This window comes from Marinobacter sp. AL4B (assembly GCF_019916045.1).
GTDB lineage: Bacteria > Pseudomonadota > Gammaproteobacteria > Pseudomonadales > Oleiphilaceae > Marinobacter.
Genome location: NZ_JAILWZ010000013.1, coordinates 743,542 through 758,707 on the forward strand (window position 1 = coordinate 743,542; position 15,166 = coordinate 758,707).

13 protein-coding genes are annotated in these 15,166 nt (G+C 54.0%); 12 read left to right on the forward strand and 1 reads right to left on the reverse strand.

Annotated features, from left to right (window positions below):
• Positions 1-3: 3 nt before the first annotated feature.
• From K5L82_RS13750 to K5L82_RS13805, 12 genes are all read left to right on the forward strand, one after another.
• The gene (locus tag K5L82_RS13750) at positions 4-324 is read left to right on the forward strand and encodes a hypothetical protein (RefSeq protein ID WP_133007051.1); all 321 of its coding nucleotides are present in this window, start codon (positions 4-6) and stop codon (positions 322-324) included.
• Between the two features lie 236 nt (positions 325-560).
• Complete coding sequence (locus K5L82_RS13755) at positions 561-992, forward strand: MerR family transcriptional regulator (RefSeq protein ID WP_223134530.1); 432 nt, start codon at positions 561-563, stop codon at positions 990-992.
• Positions 993-995: 3 nt separating this feature from the next.
• Positions 996-3,587, forward strand: a complete 2,592-nt coding sequence (locus K5L82_RS13760; RefSeq protein ID WP_223134531.1) for a heavy metal translocating P-type ATPase — start codon at positions 996-998, stop codon at positions 3,585-3,587.
• 122 nt (positions 3,588-3,709) lie between these two features.
• On the forward strand, positions 3,710-4,159 hold the full coding sequence (locus K5L82_RS13765; protein WP_223134532.1) for a DUF411 domain-containing protein: 450 nt from the start codon (positions 3,710-3,712) through the stop codon (positions 4,157-4,159).
• A 124-nt stretch (positions 4,160-4,283) separates the two neighbouring features.
• The gene (locus K5L82_RS13770) at positions 4,284-6,011 is read left to right on the forward strand and encodes a diguanylate cyclase (RefSeq protein WP_223134533.1); all 1,728 of its coding nucleotides are present in this window, start codon (positions 4,284-4,286) and stop codon (positions 6,009-6,011) included.
• 63 nt (positions 6,012-6,074) lie between these two features.
• A complete protein-coding gene (locus tag K5L82_RS13775; protein ID WP_223134534.1) occupies positions 6,075-8,054 on the forward strand; it encodes a ribonuclease R family protein in 1,980 nt (659 codons plus the stop codon).
• A gap of 254 nt (positions 8,055-8,308) precedes the next feature.
• Entirely contained in the window at positions 8,309-9,856 is a 1,548-nt protein-coding gene (locus K5L82_RS13780) for a carboxyl-terminal protease-like protein (protein WP_223134535.1), read from the forward strand.
• A 19-nt stretch (positions 9,857-9,875) separates the two neighbouring features.
• Positions 9,876-10,517, forward strand: a complete 642-nt coding sequence (locus K5L82_RS13785; RefSeq protein ID WP_133007044.1) for a penicillin-binding protein activator LpoB — start codon at positions 9,876-9,878, stop codon at positions 10,515-10,517.
• Positions 10,501-11,745, forward strand: coding sequence for a hypothetical protein (locus K5L82_RS13790; protein ID WP_223134939.1), 1,245 nt, complete (start codon positions 10,501-10,503; stop codon positions 11,743-11,745). Before K5L82_RS13785 ends, K5L82_RS13790 begins: the two co-directional genes overlap by 17 nt.
• Positions 11,742-12,197 carry a YcfL family protein gene (locus K5L82_RS13795; RefSeq protein WP_133007043.1) on the forward strand — a complete coding sequence of 152 codons (456 nt, stop codon included), beginning with the start codon at positions 11,742-11,744 and terminating at the stop codon, positions 12,195-12,197. The genes K5L82_RS13790 and K5L82_RS13795 overlap by 4 nt, the downstream gene beginning before the upstream one ends.
• The gene (locus K5L82_RS13800; RefSeq protein ID WP_223134536.1) at positions 12,197-13,015 is read left to right on the forward strand and encodes a hypothetical protein; all 819 of its coding nucleotides are present in this window, start codon (positions 12,197-12,199) and stop codon (positions 13,013-13,015) included. The genes K5L82_RS13795 and K5L82_RS13800 overlap by 1 nt, the downstream gene beginning before the upstream one ends.
• Positions 13,016-13,042: 27 nt before the next feature.
• On the forward strand, positions 13,043-14,131 hold the full coding sequence (locus tag K5L82_RS13805; RefSeq protein WP_223134537.1) for a S41 family peptidase: 1,089 nt from the start codon (positions 13,043-13,045) through the stop codon (positions 14,129-14,131).
• Here K5L82_RS13805 and K5L82_RS13810 read toward each other — a convergent pair.
• Complete coding sequence (locus tag K5L82_RS13810) at positions 14,125-15,039, reverse strand: acyltransferase (RefSeq protein ID WP_223134538.1); 915 nt, start codon at positions 15,037-15,039, stop codon at positions 14,125-14,127. The genes K5L82_RS13805 and K5L82_RS13810 overlap by 7 nt on opposite strands.
• Positions 15,040-15,166: the final 127 nt, after the last annotated feature.

The following is a 15,166-nucleotide window of genomic DNA, read 5'->3' on the forward strand; positions in this document are numbered from 1 at the left end:
TCTATGTCTGCCAGGTATTTGTCTTCTGAGCAAGATGCGAAGCTGCGCCGCTGGGAGCGCTGGAACCGCAACTATTTCATTTTTGCATTTTTCGCGCTGATTCTGGTGCTGGTGTTCAGCAGTCAGTTGGGGATTTCATCGGGTGATGACTGGGGCGGTCTTGGGGTGCTTCTGGTGGTACTGGTGATCCCTATCATTGTGTTGCAGTTGCGGTTGGCTTGTCCTGCTTGCGGCACGAAGATTGGTTGGCAGGCCAAGTTGATGGCGCCGGATCAATGTAAGTCCTGTGGTGTTTTTCTGCGTTCTAAGAACTCTTCTTCCTAAAACCTTTGACCTGTGAGTGGGTCATAGGTTTTAGTCTATCCTTCAAGTAGCGTGTTTTCCGTGCTGGCACGGGGTAAGTGCTTCCGAAAACCGCTGCTCGTGCATCCTTGCACGCTTGTCTCCGCCATCTATGGCTCCGAACATTTTCGGAAGCACTTACCCCGCACCAGCACTCCGCTGACTTGATTCGTGGATTCTGATGAATCCAGCTAGTCATTATTCATTGGGTGCCACCTATGAAAGTCAAAGAACTCGCCACCGCGGCCGGTGTCACCCCGGATACCGTTCGGTTTTATACCCGGGAAGGTTTGCTGCGGCCCAGTCGTAATCCGGACAACAATTATCAGTACTACGATGCCGAGGATCTACGGCGATTACGGTTTGCCCGGAAAGCTAGGCAGCTGGGTTTTTCGTTGCCGGAGATTCGGCAGATTTTGGAGCAGGCAGACGAACACCATTCTCCATGTCCGATAGTTCGGGATGTGTTTGAGCAGCGATTGGCCGAGGTGGAGCGGGAGATTGCCGAGTTGCAGCAGTTGCGCACCCGGATGGCATCGGCGTTGTCGGCCTGGCAGGAGATGCCGGATGGTACGCCGGACGGGCATACGATTTGTCAGTTGATCGAGCATTGGGACGATCCTGCTACTTGTTCACATAAGGAGCATTGAGTCATGAACGAAGCACCAAATTTGAGTATCGCTCTGAGTATTTCCGGAGCCTCGTGTCAGGGCTGTGTGACGAAAATTCGTAATGCCTTGGAACCGTTAACCGGGGATGCCGATCTGGTTGAGGTCGATTTAGAGGCACTAACGGTTGCCCTGCCCAACAACGTCGACAAAGCCGAAGCGGCAAAGATTGTGACCGATACCGGGTACCCGGCAGAGCCGGTAGTGGCTGAGGAGCCATCGTCGAGCTATTGCGCGTCGAAGAGGAACAACGCCTCCGGGGACACGGCCGATCAGGTGGCGCAAACAGAATCGAAAGATGGTGTTCAGGCCAAACCGGCCGAGGGTTCCAGCGAAGACCCAGTGCTATTGGCGGTGACCGGCGCAACCTGTGCGTCCTGCGTGAACACCATTGAGAAGGCGCTGTTGTCCGTGCCCGGCGTTTCTCAAGCGCACATGAATCTGGCTAACAATACCGCAACCGCGACGGGCGCTTCTGACGCCGCACGTCTGATTCAAGCCATTGAGAGCGCGGGTTACGGAGCCAGTGAGATCGAGGACGAAGACGCCGCCGACGATCGCAAGCAAGAGGAAGACAAAAAGCAGTACAAAGCCCTGTTGGTCAAGATGGCCATCAGCCTGGGTTTAGGTATCAGCTTGATGATTTGGGGAATGGGTTTTGGCTCGATGACGGTATCGGGTGAAAACCAGATTACCTGGCTTAATCTCGGCATCCTGACGCTGGGCGTGATGGTTGCGACCGGGAGCCATTTTTATACCGGGGCCTGGAAGGCATTCAAGCATCACAACGCGAACATGGATACGTTGATTGCGCTGGGCACCGGCACTGCCTGGTTGTACTCCATGTTGGTAGTGAGCATTCCAGAGGCGCTGCCCGAAATGGCGCGGCATGTGTATTTTGAAGCATCCGCGATGATCATTGGTTTGATCAATCTCGGGCAGGCTCTGGAGCTACGAGCCAAAGGCAAAACCTCTGAAGCCGTGCGGCGGCTGTTGGATCTTCGGGCGAAAACCGCTCGGGTGATTCGGGACGGCGACGAGCAGGACATTCCGGTCGAAGACGTTCAAAAAGGCGATCGTATTCGGGTTCGCCCCGGGGAAAAACTGCCGGTGGACGGCGTGATTGCAGAGGGCACAACGCGCATCGACGAGAGCATGCTCACTGGCGAACCCATGCCGGTAAACAAGGCCGAAGGTGATGAAGTGTCCGCCGGAACTTTGAACACCCACGGGTCCATTATTTATGAAGCCACGCGGGTGGGCAGTGAGACCGCGCTGGCACAAATCATTAAGCTAGTGAAGAAGGCCCAGGGCTCAAAACCGGCGATCGGTCGGTTGGCTGACAAGATTTCTGCGGTGTTCGTGCCATCAGTCATGTTGATCGCGGTGGCATCGGCACTGGTTTGGTACAACGTTGGGCCGGAGCCAGCGATGGTGCACATGATGGTCGCGGCCACTACAGTGCTGATCATCGCCTGCCCGTGTGCGCTTGGCCTGGCGACGCCGATGTCGGTAATGGTGGGGGTTGGCAAAGCGGCGGAATACGGTGTCCTGATTCGCCAAGGCGATGCACTGCAAACCGCCGGCAAGATTGACCTGGTGATTCTGGATAAAACCGGCACCATCACCGAAGGCCATCCGGCGGTGACCCGAATCCACGCGCTCGACAACGATAAAGACAAACTGCTGGCGCTGGCCGCAGGGCTGGAGCGGCACTCGGAACACCCTTTGGCAGAAGCCATTGTTGCTAAAGCCAAAGGTGACGGCATTTATCCCGAAGCGGTTTCCGGCTTTGAAGCCCTCAATGGCAAAGGAGTTCTTGGGCACGCAAACGGCCAAACCCTTCGCTTGGGCAACCGCCGCTGGCTGGAAGCCGAAGGCTTATCCGTTGATAGCCTGTCTGATGCCGCGAAAGGCATTACCGACGAAGCCGGTACGCCGCTGTATCTGGCGCTTGGCAATGACGTGCTAGGTGTGATCGGTGTTGCTGATGCCATCAAGCCCGATTCCAAGGCAGCTATTGAGCGCCTGCACGACTCTGACATTAAAGTCATGATGGTGACCGGTGATATCGAAGCCACTGCCCGGGCTATCTCAGATGCCGCCGGCATTGACGATTTCCGCGCTGAAGTGCTGCCGGAAGACAAAGCCGACGTGGTGAATGAAATGCGCAAACAAGGCTATACCGTAGCCATGGTCGGTGACGGCATCAACGACGCACCGGCTTTGGCCGCTTCGGATGTCGGCTTTGCCATTGGCACCGGCACCGATGTAGCTATCGAAAGCGCCTCGATTACTTTGATGCGGGGTTCGCTACACGGCGTTCCGGATGCCATCGAGATTTCTCAAGCGACGGTCACCAACATCCGGCAGAACCTGTTCGGCGCCTTTGTCTATAACACCTTGGGCATTCCTGTCGCAGCCGGTTTGCTGTATCCGATCTGGGGCCTTCTGATGAGCCCGATTCTGGCCGGCGCGGCCATGTCGTTGTCATCCGTGACCGTTGTATCCAACGCCAACCGTCTGCGTTTATTCAAAACCACTCAGCAACCCGTTCAGCACAAGGAGCCGAACTAATGACGACATTTCTGGTCAATACTGGCGGTATCGCACTGATGGTCGCCATTGTGTGGTGGTTCTGGCTTTCTGGTTCAGGCAAAGATTCTACTGATAGCCCACATCAGCACTGAGGTAATACTATGAAAAAACCCACTTTGGCCTTTGGTTTTACGGCGATTCTCGGATTCTCAACTGCAGCCCTTGCCGGTGGTGCAGCGCCCAGTATTCACGTTTACAAATCACCCACCTGCAGCTGCTGTGTCGATTGGATCGACCATCTCGAGGAAAACGGTTTTGACGTGACCGCCACCAACAGCAACAACATGGGCCGAATCAAAGCTGAAGTCGGCTTGATCCCCGGTCTGGGCAGCTGTCACACAGCAATCGTCAATGACTACGTGATTGAAGGCCATGTACCGGCCGGCGATATAAAACGCTTGCTCAGCGAAGCCCCCAAAGCCACCGGGCTGAGCGTACCGGGAATGCCAGTGGGCTCTCCGGGGATGGAAATGGGCGATCGAAAAGATCACTACAAAGTGATTTTGTTCAACGAGCAGGGCCAAACCCGAGTTTTTTCTGAGTACCATTGACCCTGTCAATACGATGCCGAGGCGCGAAAGCCTCGGCACAAACTGCCTATTTTTTCTCCACTCAACCGGCCTAGTGTTCTATTATTGAGTCTTACCGCAGACAGACCAATAACAAGGATAAGTTTTGAGCCTCAAAACTCGGTTTCTAGGCATCGTAACGCTGCTGATCTTAATTGCGGCAACGGCATCTTGGCTCGCCTATCAACACTTGTCTTCAAGCATTGTCGAGCGCTGGGGTAAGCAGGTCGCAGAAATCCAGGTTCGGTACGACAGCGCACGTCTTCTCCAATCTTTGGAGCGGGAGATCGGGCTTGCCCGACAAATGGCACAATCCTCAGCCATTCTCGATTGGGCAAATAATCCCGAAAACGACCAAGCAAAAAAAATAGCGCTCAAACAATTGGAAAGTTTCCGAAGCAACTTCCGGGGTAAAAGCTACTTTGCTGCTCTCAGAAACAATAACCACTATTACTTCAACAATGCAGAAAACGAATATGCGGATAACCCATTTCGTTACGTGCTCGATCCCAATAAACCCGACGACTCCTGGTTTTATCAGCTGATTGAAGAGGGGCGAGATTTTCACATCAATATCAACCCAGACCAAGAACTGGGGGTCACCATGCTCTGGATCGACGTGCTGATGCGCGATGAAAACAGCAACATACTCGGCATGGTCGGTACCGGTCTGAATCTAGACAACTTTCTGGAAAACATTGTCGATCTGAACCAAGAGGGCATCACCACGCTGTTTGTAGATTACAACGGCGCGATTCAGCTCTACCGAGACCGTAACTACATCGACTTTGCCAGTATCGTCAAACCCGAAGGCCAAAAAAACACCATCGATTTGCTGTTTGAAGCCTCCCAAGACAAGCAAAAGATTCTGGGCATGCTACAGATGCTCAAAAAACGCACGCATGAACACAATCCGATTGAGAGCGGCTTCGTCACAATTGATGGAAAAAAACACCTAGCGGGCGTTGCATTGCTACCCGCCATAGGCTGGTTCGAGATTACCCTTCTTGATTTAAATGCACTCATTCCACCCAGCTTCCTGTGGCCGCTTATTGCTGTTTTTTTAGCCAGCTTGCTGATCACCCTGTTAGTCTTTCACCAAATTATTCAATCACGAATTCTGAAGCCAGTAATGAGTTTGGAACAAGGTGTTCAACGCCTAAGAGATGGCCGCTTTGATCTGCCGTATCTGTCTAAACCGGATAACGAAATTGGTCGACTGGTCGATCACTTCGAAAAAATGACGACTGCCCTGCGGGACACTACCCATGATCTCGAGAGCAAAGTCACCCAACGTACAGAGGAGCTGTACAAACTCGCACGCATCGATGCACTCACGGGGCTCAAAAACCGCCGCGGCCTGGACGAAGCCATCAACTCCTCTGCCCACCAATCCCGGCGTGAAGACACAGGCTTGGGTCTCATCTGGCTGGACATCGACCACTTCAAGGTCATCAATGACACCAAAGGCCATCAAACTGGGGACGAGGTTCTTCAGAATGTTGCTCGCTGGCTTGAAACCTCGGTACGCCCTTATGATCATCTCGGCCGCTGGGGCGGAGACGAATTTGTCGTCGTGCTATCGCCCTGCGATGAAGAGGTTCTGGAACATATTTGCCACCGCATACGAGCCTGTATTGAACAGGAGAGTATTAACACCGGCATCCCGGTTACAGCGAGCGTGGGTGGCTATCTCTGCCAACCAAACGATAGTATGGAGACCATCCTTCGCAATGCAGACAATGCTCTTTATATTGCCAAAAATGAAGGTAGAAACCGGGTCTTCATCCAGATCGGTGCTCGCGAACACGTTCTGACCTCCCGACAAATCTGACTCACACTGGCAGAACCGTTATACTTCGCAGCATCATCCATTTTAAGCCCAGGTTACTTCTTCATGCTCAATGCCGACGCTCTCAATCAGTTGCGCCAGCTGAAAACCGATATCAAAGAAAACAAGGTGGTCTTCCCCGGAACCGTTAAGTCCACCAACGGGCGATTCGGGTTCGTCGCCCTTGATGAAGGCCGGGATGTGTTCCTGCCCCCCGAGGAAATGCAGAAAGTACTGCCGGGTGATCGGGTCAACGTTGTTGAACAGGAAGCCGACAAGGGTAAAACGCAGGGCGTCATCGACGAGCTGTTGGAAACCAACCTGACCACCTTTGTGGGTCGTTATCTGGTCAAAGGCAAAGGCCACTTCGTGGCTCCGGAAACCCCCGGCATCAATCGCTGGATCTTCATTCCGCCAAAAGAACGCATGGGCGCCGAACCCGACGATTTCGTGTATTGCCAAATCCACCGTCACCCGATCAAGGATGGCAAAGGACAGGCCAAGATTTTGCGGATTATCGGTAAAGCCGGCGAACCGGGCATTGAACGAGCCTTTACCCTTGCCAGCTTCGATCTCGCTGACTCATGGCCCGAGAATGTGCAGCAACAGGCTGACAAGCTGACAGAAGAGAGTATCACTGCCGCTGCCAATGACCGCGAAGATCGCACCGCCGAGCCCTACGTCACGATCGACAGCCCGGGCACACAGGATATGGACGATGCCCTGAAGGCAACGCCAAATGCCACCGGCTGGATATTGTCGATCGCCATTGCGGACCCTACCGCTTTGATCGAGCCAACCAGCCCGGCCGAACAAGAGGCTTATAATCGGGCCACGGCCATTTACTTCCCCGGTGAGCCACTGCCCATGCTGCCGGACAGCATCAGCACTCGCTTGTGTTCACTGATGCCCGATGTACCGCGACTGGTTCTGGTGTGCGACCTGCAAGTAAATAACGATGGCAGCCTGGGTGATTACAGCTTCCATCAAGCAGTCATCCGCTCAAAGGGTAAGCTGAGTTACGAACTGGTGTCTCACCTGATCGAAGGCCGAGAAGACGAAGAAATCAACGCTCTGCCTGACGATGTCAGCAACAGTCTGGATCAGTTGCACCAAGTCGCCACAGCGCTACGTAAGTGGCGTTCTGAACACGCACTGCTCAGCACCGACCGACCGGAATTCCGCCTGCGACTGGATGAAAACCGCCGTATTCGACTGATTGAACCGTCCGTGCAGAACGAAGCTCACCGCTTGGTGGAAGAATGCATGGTGGCCGCCAACCGTTGTGCCGCCGACTTCCTGAGCCAGCAAGGCAAGGGTTTATTCATCCAGCATCCCGGCTTGCGCGACGACCGTGCGGACAACATCCGTAAACTGTTGGAAGGTTATGCTCCGCATCTGTCCGATATCGACGCCATTAGTGCAGAGGGCTTCAAAGCATTGATGAAACAATGCGAGCAACTGGACGCAGAAGTTCCGGTGAAATCCATCCTGTCACGGCAGTTGGCGCGGGCGGAACTGAGCGCAGAGCCTGCACCGCACCAAGGCATGGGGCTGGCGGCTTATACCACCTTCACCTCGCCGCTGCGCAAGTTCTCGGATTACTACGTCCACCGACTGATCAAAGCTGCGCTTTGGGGTGCGCCCATCACCCCGTTGGACAAAAACCAGCTGGAATCGCTGCAAGCGACTCAGTTCAAGGCGCGCCAAGCCGCTAACTCACTGGAAACCTGGCTGAAGGCCGACTTCGCCAAGACACTCACGGACGAACCGATGGAAGGCACCATCAGCCGCACGGTACCGGCTGGCTTCTTCGTCCGTCTGGACTGTAATGGGTTGGAAGGCTTCGTCAGCTGCCGGGATCTGGACGGCAAGTTTGGTTTCGATCCGATTACGATGCGACTGGTGCACAATAAAAACGGTCGTATTTTTCAGATCGATCAGCGAGTAACCGTCAGCTTTGTCGGTGTGGACGAAGAGCGGCGACAGATCAACTTTAAACTGAAGAGTGCTGTCGAAGTCCCAATCGCCAAATCGTCTACATGACCACAATCAGGGCATATTTACGATCCGTTACATAAATATATATATCTACACACGGTAAGCCTCTTTAGAAAAAGGGGCTTACTTTTAATGACTTACTCATCTTTTTCGCGGCTCGTCCCGCACTGATCGCTTCAACGCCAGCCACACTGGCACTTCCTGCCTAACACCTTTATTAAAAGTTGGTTATAAAATCATCCTATTGATAATGCTTGGCCTTCCCTTTTGGCCTTCACTTCTTTCATAGGATCTCAAGGATGACGTCTCGCCCCGTTCATACCTCGCCCAAGGCACCACGTACTTTCCTTCAGCGTGCCGGCAGGGCACTTATCGGCTTGAGCATAATCGTTCTGCTCTCCGGTTGTCAGACCTTCAATTTCAGCCCCGACAGCGTTCAGGTTACCGCTCCATCAGCCCATGGAACCGCCCTGGTCCCCTTTCGTCTTGTGGGCGACGATCAACCCAATTGGTTAATCCCGGCCGACGGTTTAGCACCTGAACTTACCGTTACCCGTCAAACTGAAAAAACCGATCAAGACACCAACTGGCTTAGCGTTCTACTGTACGCAGTCACTCTGACCCTCGTGCCCGCCCACGACGAACACATCTACACCGATAGCTACGAACTCAGCTGGCAAGGTGAACCGTTGGTAAAGAGTGAAATCGAATACACCATCGATACATATTTCACACTCTATTTCCCGACCGCTTTATTCTTCGGTTCCTTAGATTCGGGCCCGGAGATACAACAACAAATTGCCCGAGATTATTTATACGACTTTCATAAAAGTCAGGTACTGACGGCAATTGATCAGCAACGCGAGGAATTCGAGCTCACCGATCCTCAAACACGAACGGAACTCGCGGAATATCTGTTAGGACCGGGGCAAAACTCGGTATACCGTCCATCGGCACTCATACGTCTCGCCGAGCTCGCTCCGAAAGAGGATGCGCTGGCCTACCACGCGGAACACGTTTCTATGCCGGGTTATATCCAAGTTCTCCCGGAATCAGACCAAGCTTGGCTCATAGGCCCTCAAGGCTTAAACGGTTTTGACCTCCAGGCCGAGCTGAATCAAGGTGTCGCGGCCGACGAATTGTTGGTCCAGGTGCTGAATGCCTATCCAGAGGGCGAATACGCAATACCCGTTGTGGTAAACGGCCAGACCACCGATATTCAGGAATTCCCCTCCGGTTATTACAACGGCCTGACAGACAATCATCGCGAAATACTCAAAGCCGGTGGCCTGCCCTCAGGCTTAGTGGACCGCATGACCAACAAAGCTCCAGACCCGCAACTGCTAATGGCCGCCCGAAGCGGCAAGTTGCGCGATGCCGACGGGAACATTCGTATCCCGACCGAAGACGAACTGCTTGAACAGTTGGTGCGCCATGATAACCAGGGCCAATACATGAGCCCGTACACCAGTGACGATGTGCTTGCTGAGTGGGTCAACTCCGCCATCAACGCCAACATTGGCGCCACCGCGGGCACCGGCGTCGGCGCCGTAGCCGGTGCCTATCTGGGCGAGAAAGCGCTTGAGCAGATTCCGTTTGTCGGGAGCTTTTTGGGCGGCGCTGTTGGTGCGGAGATCGGCAAAAGTGTCGGCCGGGAGACCGCTATCAGCGCGTCAGGCGGCTGGGAAGCTATTCGCGCCGGCTCCGACCGCAGCTTTGATGACATCGCTTCCATGGCGCGATATTTGAAAGCCAAATATGGCACGACGGAAAATTTCACCGATGCCATGAACGCCACGCGACAAATTTACCCCGAACTGGCCGAAGTCCTCGCGCAAGTCCGCTAACCCCCTAATGGAGAACGAAATGTTTAGGAAAACTACGTTGAAAACGGTCTGCGCTCTGGCAACCGCCAGCCTTGTTCTATCGGGTTGTGCGAGTAATATCGACAACGCTAAAGGCAAGCCGAGCGTTTACGAAGATGTGTCCACCACGGGCAGTGTGGGAGGCGTAGGCATCGAGAGTCAGGACGTGGTCGCCGTAACTGACAAAATGATGCGCGACATGCTGGCTAACCCTCTGCTGACCGGTCGTTCAACACCGCCACGCATAATCATCGACAACGAGTACATCAAAAACGAAAGCACGTCGGTCGTAAATACCAACATGCTCACCGATCGTCTGCGCATCGAACTAAACCGCGCTGCCAACGGCCGCATGATCTTCGTTGGTCGCCATTTCTCAGACATGGTTCAGAAAGAACGGGACCTGAAACGTGACGGCACTGTAGATGGGGGAACCATTCGCAAGACTGCCGCACAAGCCGGCGCAGATTTCCGTCTGGGTGGCCGGATTTCGTCACTGGACGCCATCGACCGCAACACCGGTACCCAGTCCCGTTACAGTCAAATTAGCTTTGAAATGGTTGATCTTGAGCTTGGCACCATCGTGTGGAGTGGTCTCTATGAAATGAGAAAGGCAGCTCGTGACAATGTGGTCTATCGATAATCGTTTCTTGAAGCCTGCACTGGCCATGGCCATTGCAGGTACGTTGGTCGGCTGCGCAAGCGGCCCCAAGGTGTACGACCGCGCCGCACTCGCTCCTGCGGAACAAGCACTGATTACCAGTAAGCCGGCGCCGTTACGTGCAGATTTTCAAAACCTGTTCGAAGAAGGCCCACGCAATAAAGTACTGAACCTGATGGAAGTCGGTGTCAAAGCTTACCGGGCTGGCTACAAAAGCGAGGCTAAGAACACCCTCACTCAAGCTCGACTCGAAATCGAGAACGTTTACGCCGACACCGATTCCGCCAGAAGAGCACGAAGTATCTGGTACGAAGAAGCCGAGAAGGACTTTAAAGGCGAACCTTATGAACGGGCCATGGTGTACTTTTATCTTGGCCTAATTTATCTGGAGGAAGGCGACTACGGCAACGCCCGGGCAAGCTTTTTGGCTGGCCTGCTGCAAGATGCTTTCGCCGAAGAGAAACAAAACAGCGCCGATTTCGCTCTGTTACTGTACTTAGCGGGCTGGTCAGCACTGCAGATGGGTAGCGAGCAACTGGCCCAACAACATTTCGAAGAGCTCAAACTGTACCGCCCCGATGCCCCAATCCCGAACGCCACCGACAATGCCTTACTGATTGTTGAAACCGGCCACTCCCCTCGAAAACTCGGCGATGGCGTCGGTCATTATCAGCTGGTGTACCGCCGAGGTAAAAATTTCAGGGATGTTGGCGCGGAGGTTCGCGATGGCGAACAATGGTCTGCCGTATACCCTATGGAAGATATTTTCTTCCAGGCTTCAACCCGAGGTGGCCGAGCCATTGACCGAATTGTTGAAGGCCAAATTCAATTTAAGGAAAACACCCGGGCTGTTGGCTCCGCACTCAGCACGATCAGCCAGGACAGCATGCTGGCTGGCGCTGGTGCCGCTGCCGGTGGGGTAATCGGCGCCGGTTTCGCCGCGGTGAGTCTGATCAGCGTAGCGGCTGACGGCCTCTCAGCCTCAGCCAACACCCGGGCGGACATACGTTACTGGGCCGGGTTGCCCGATACCGTGCACGTACTGCCTGTCACCGCAACCGAAGGACAGTCCGTTACTGTCCGTTTTCTTGATAAGCACGGGCACCAAATCCCGGGACTCAAGGACTCAACAGCGTTCACGTTTGATGGTCGCGGTGCAGGTTTGGCTTTTGCCACCTCGCGCCGACCAAGCCAAGGAGCAATACAATGAACTCTATCGTTAAGACATTCACCGCCGCCGTCATGGGATTGGGCTTACTGGCGGGTTGCACCAACTTGCCTTCGGACAGCACCCGACTCACCGAACGCACCGCACCGATTACCATGAATTCCGTGGTGTTTAGCGACTACAACCTGAGCCGTACATGGGATGGCGGTATATTTGGCGATGGTGAACGCTACCGGCTGACCGTGGCACAGCACGGCCAGCGGGCAACAGCCACAGGCACCACCGAGGTTTATGCCGTGCTTCGTAACCACACCGACTATGACTATCAGGTCGAGGCACGCACGCAATTTTTCGATCAAGACGGTGTACCCGCTGACGTTAAACCCACTTGGCAACGCCTTACCGTTTCGGCGAACAGTCTTGCGACTTACCGTGAACTGTCCACCTCCACGCAACCCCTGCAATACCGCGTGGAAGTACGGGAGCTGAACTAATGAAACGCCTGGTCATCGCACTTTGTGTGCCACTGCTGGCGCCCGCTCTGAGCGTTTCAGCCAGCACCAGCCACGAGGCAGCGCCGATGATGGCGCCTGCCCAAAAACCTCTGACCGAGAGTGATCTACAAGACGAACGCCTCGCACCTCAACGGCAAGAAAGCGCAGAAGACATCCTCAAGCGTTTCAGAGCCTCCTATGGCAGCAACATGCCAAGAGTAGCCGTGTTCTGGAACCGGGCTTTCGATGATCAAGTAAGTGACTGGAGTAGTAACAGCCGAAGCGTCGTATCGGCACGCGGCACTCTTAAAGGTGAAATCCCCGACGGCAAAGTCAATTTGCAGGGCGCCAGTCAGGCGGCGGCACAAGCCGAATACCGCTCAAACCGTAACAGGGGAGCTGCCAGCCCTGCCTTTGAGTTGCAGAGCGGTTTGGTCAGCCAGCTCACGGAGGCCGGCGTGACCGTCGTCGACCGCGACGCGATCATGAGGATTACTGATAACGCGTTGGAAACTGGTGATTTTTCTAGATTATCCCCAGATCAACGCCGCCTTGAAATGCGCGCGCTCGCTGAACACGCCGATATGTTGATGGTCTTTAACCGTTTAACCTCGCGCGCGTTCGAAATTGAAGTGCTCGATGTTAGCAGCGGCGCCATTAAGGTCATGCTCAGTTCCAACGGTGTCCCTCCTGAAAAACAGAAGGCTTACCAATGGAAAGCAACCGATCACGGCTTCCAGAAAATAGAGCAAACCGTAACCCTGAATGAAATAGGCGAGGAACTCGCGCTTCAAACGCTGGCAAAAGTAACTCGCTAAAACTCTTTTAAAGGGAAGAAAGGCTGCATGACTTTGCGAATAAAACCGGTTTTATGGCTGCTTCCGTTAGCCGCTGCTTTGAGTGGTTGTGCAAGCGCTCCTGAAAAGCCCTCGGACCCCGCGCAGATGAACGCATACCAGCGCTTAGAAGCGGGGCTCACCCTGTGTATACGATATGGCTCTATGGGCGACGAAATTCGGATTTATCCCAAAAACACTGCGGTAACCCATGTCCCCGAATCGTTCAATTACACTTGGTGGTGTCAAGACGAAGGGCGTGGTTTTAGACACTCCGATGTCAGCAGCCATCCGATCGCCGAAGCCGATAAACCCGGCGACGGAGTGATCGGTGCCTCTCTTAAGAAAACAGAGGACGGGACCATAGTCACATGGCTCGCACCGGATGGCCCAGCCCTCACCAGCGGCGCAATATCAGAGGGTGACCAGATCCTTTCCATTCAGCCCTCTCCAAACGAACCAGTTTACCCGGTGAACGACCTGTCGCTAGCTGAAATGATTTGGCTGATTCGCGGCACTCCCGGCTCAGACGTTTCGCTGACGATTCTGCGCTCTGGCAGAGATTCACCCAAGGACGTCGCGCTCACGCGAGCACTAGGAACGGGGAAAAGCTACCTCGCTTTGAAACAGCATAATGCCAAGATGAAACGGAAAGCGGCAGCTGAAGCACAAAAAGAATTGGTCATCCGAAACAACACTGGCCAGTTCATGAGTCCTTATACCAGCGATGGTGTCACCGCTGAATGGGTCAACAAAGCGATAAATGCCAACATTGGTGCGACAACAGGCAGTGCCGTGGGAGCAGTGGCTGGCGCTTATGCCGCCAACAAAGTGCTGGAGTCTGTTCCCTTTGGCAGTTTCCTCGGCGGCATGATTGGTTCAAAAGTCGGCAAGGAAGCAGGGCGGAGCACTGCCATCGATAGCATTGGCGGCTGGGAGTATGTCAGATCGACATCCGACATGAGCTTTCGCTCACTTGCCGATATGGCTCGTTACCTTAAAGCGGAGCATGGCTCGGACCCCAATTTCAACGACGTCATGACGGCGACCAGCCAGATCTATCCCGAGTTCGCCACACTTCTGGCCTATTCTCAATAATTATCGCCTTTGGAGCGGTTGGACAGCATCTTCGTCAACCGCTCATCTTTCGCCTGCCAGATCTCACCCAACCACGTCTTCATGTTCTGACGGTGCTCAGCATCGTTGCTGTAATCCCGTCCGTTCAGATGTCCGGGGATATTTTGGGTTCGAATATCCATCTGGATCTCAGGCACCTTGCCGCACAGGAAATTCCAAAAGCTTGGCGCGCCTTTCGGATAAGCGATGGTGACATCCACCAGCGTTTCGATGGAATCACCCATCGCATCCAGCACAAACGCAGCACCGCCCGCTTTAGGCACTAACAAATGCTGATACGGTGAATTCTGTTTATCGTGTTTGGCCTTGGTAAAGCGAGTGCCTTCCAAAAAGTTCATCACGCTGACCGGGGTATATCGAAATTTCTCGCAAGCCTTACGAGTGGCCTTCAAATCCTCACCACGCTTTTCCGGATGCTTGATCAGGTATTCCCGGGTGTACCGCTTCATAAACGGGAAATCGAGCCCCCACCAAGCGAGGCCAATCACCGGTACCCAGATTAGTTGCTGTTTCAGGAAAAACTTTAGAAACGGTGCCCGACGGTTAAACACGCGCTGCATGGCCAAAATGTCGACCCAGCTCTGATGGTTACTGAGTACCAGATACCAGCTTTCCCGCTTCAGATTATCCGCACCACTCACTTGCCACTTGGTACTTTGAGTCAGTTTCATCCACCCGGTATTGCAAGCCACCCAGGATTCCGAGATCCAGATAATCAGCTTGGTGCAAAGCACCCGGAAGCCTTTATGGGGAATCACCAGTTTTAGCAGTGCCGGGATATACAACAGCACGCACCAAAACACCGTATTGATGGCCAAAAGAATGGAGTTGATGACACCGATAAGAGGAGCAGGCAGAAAACTGAGCATGGTGGTCCTGTTTTGATTATTGTCGCCAAAAGATGCGCCATCATAGCAATCCGCAGGGGCCTTGGGCAGTGGCCAAACGTGACCCTTTCGCCGGCACCAAATGACAATTTCGCCATGGACTGAATAT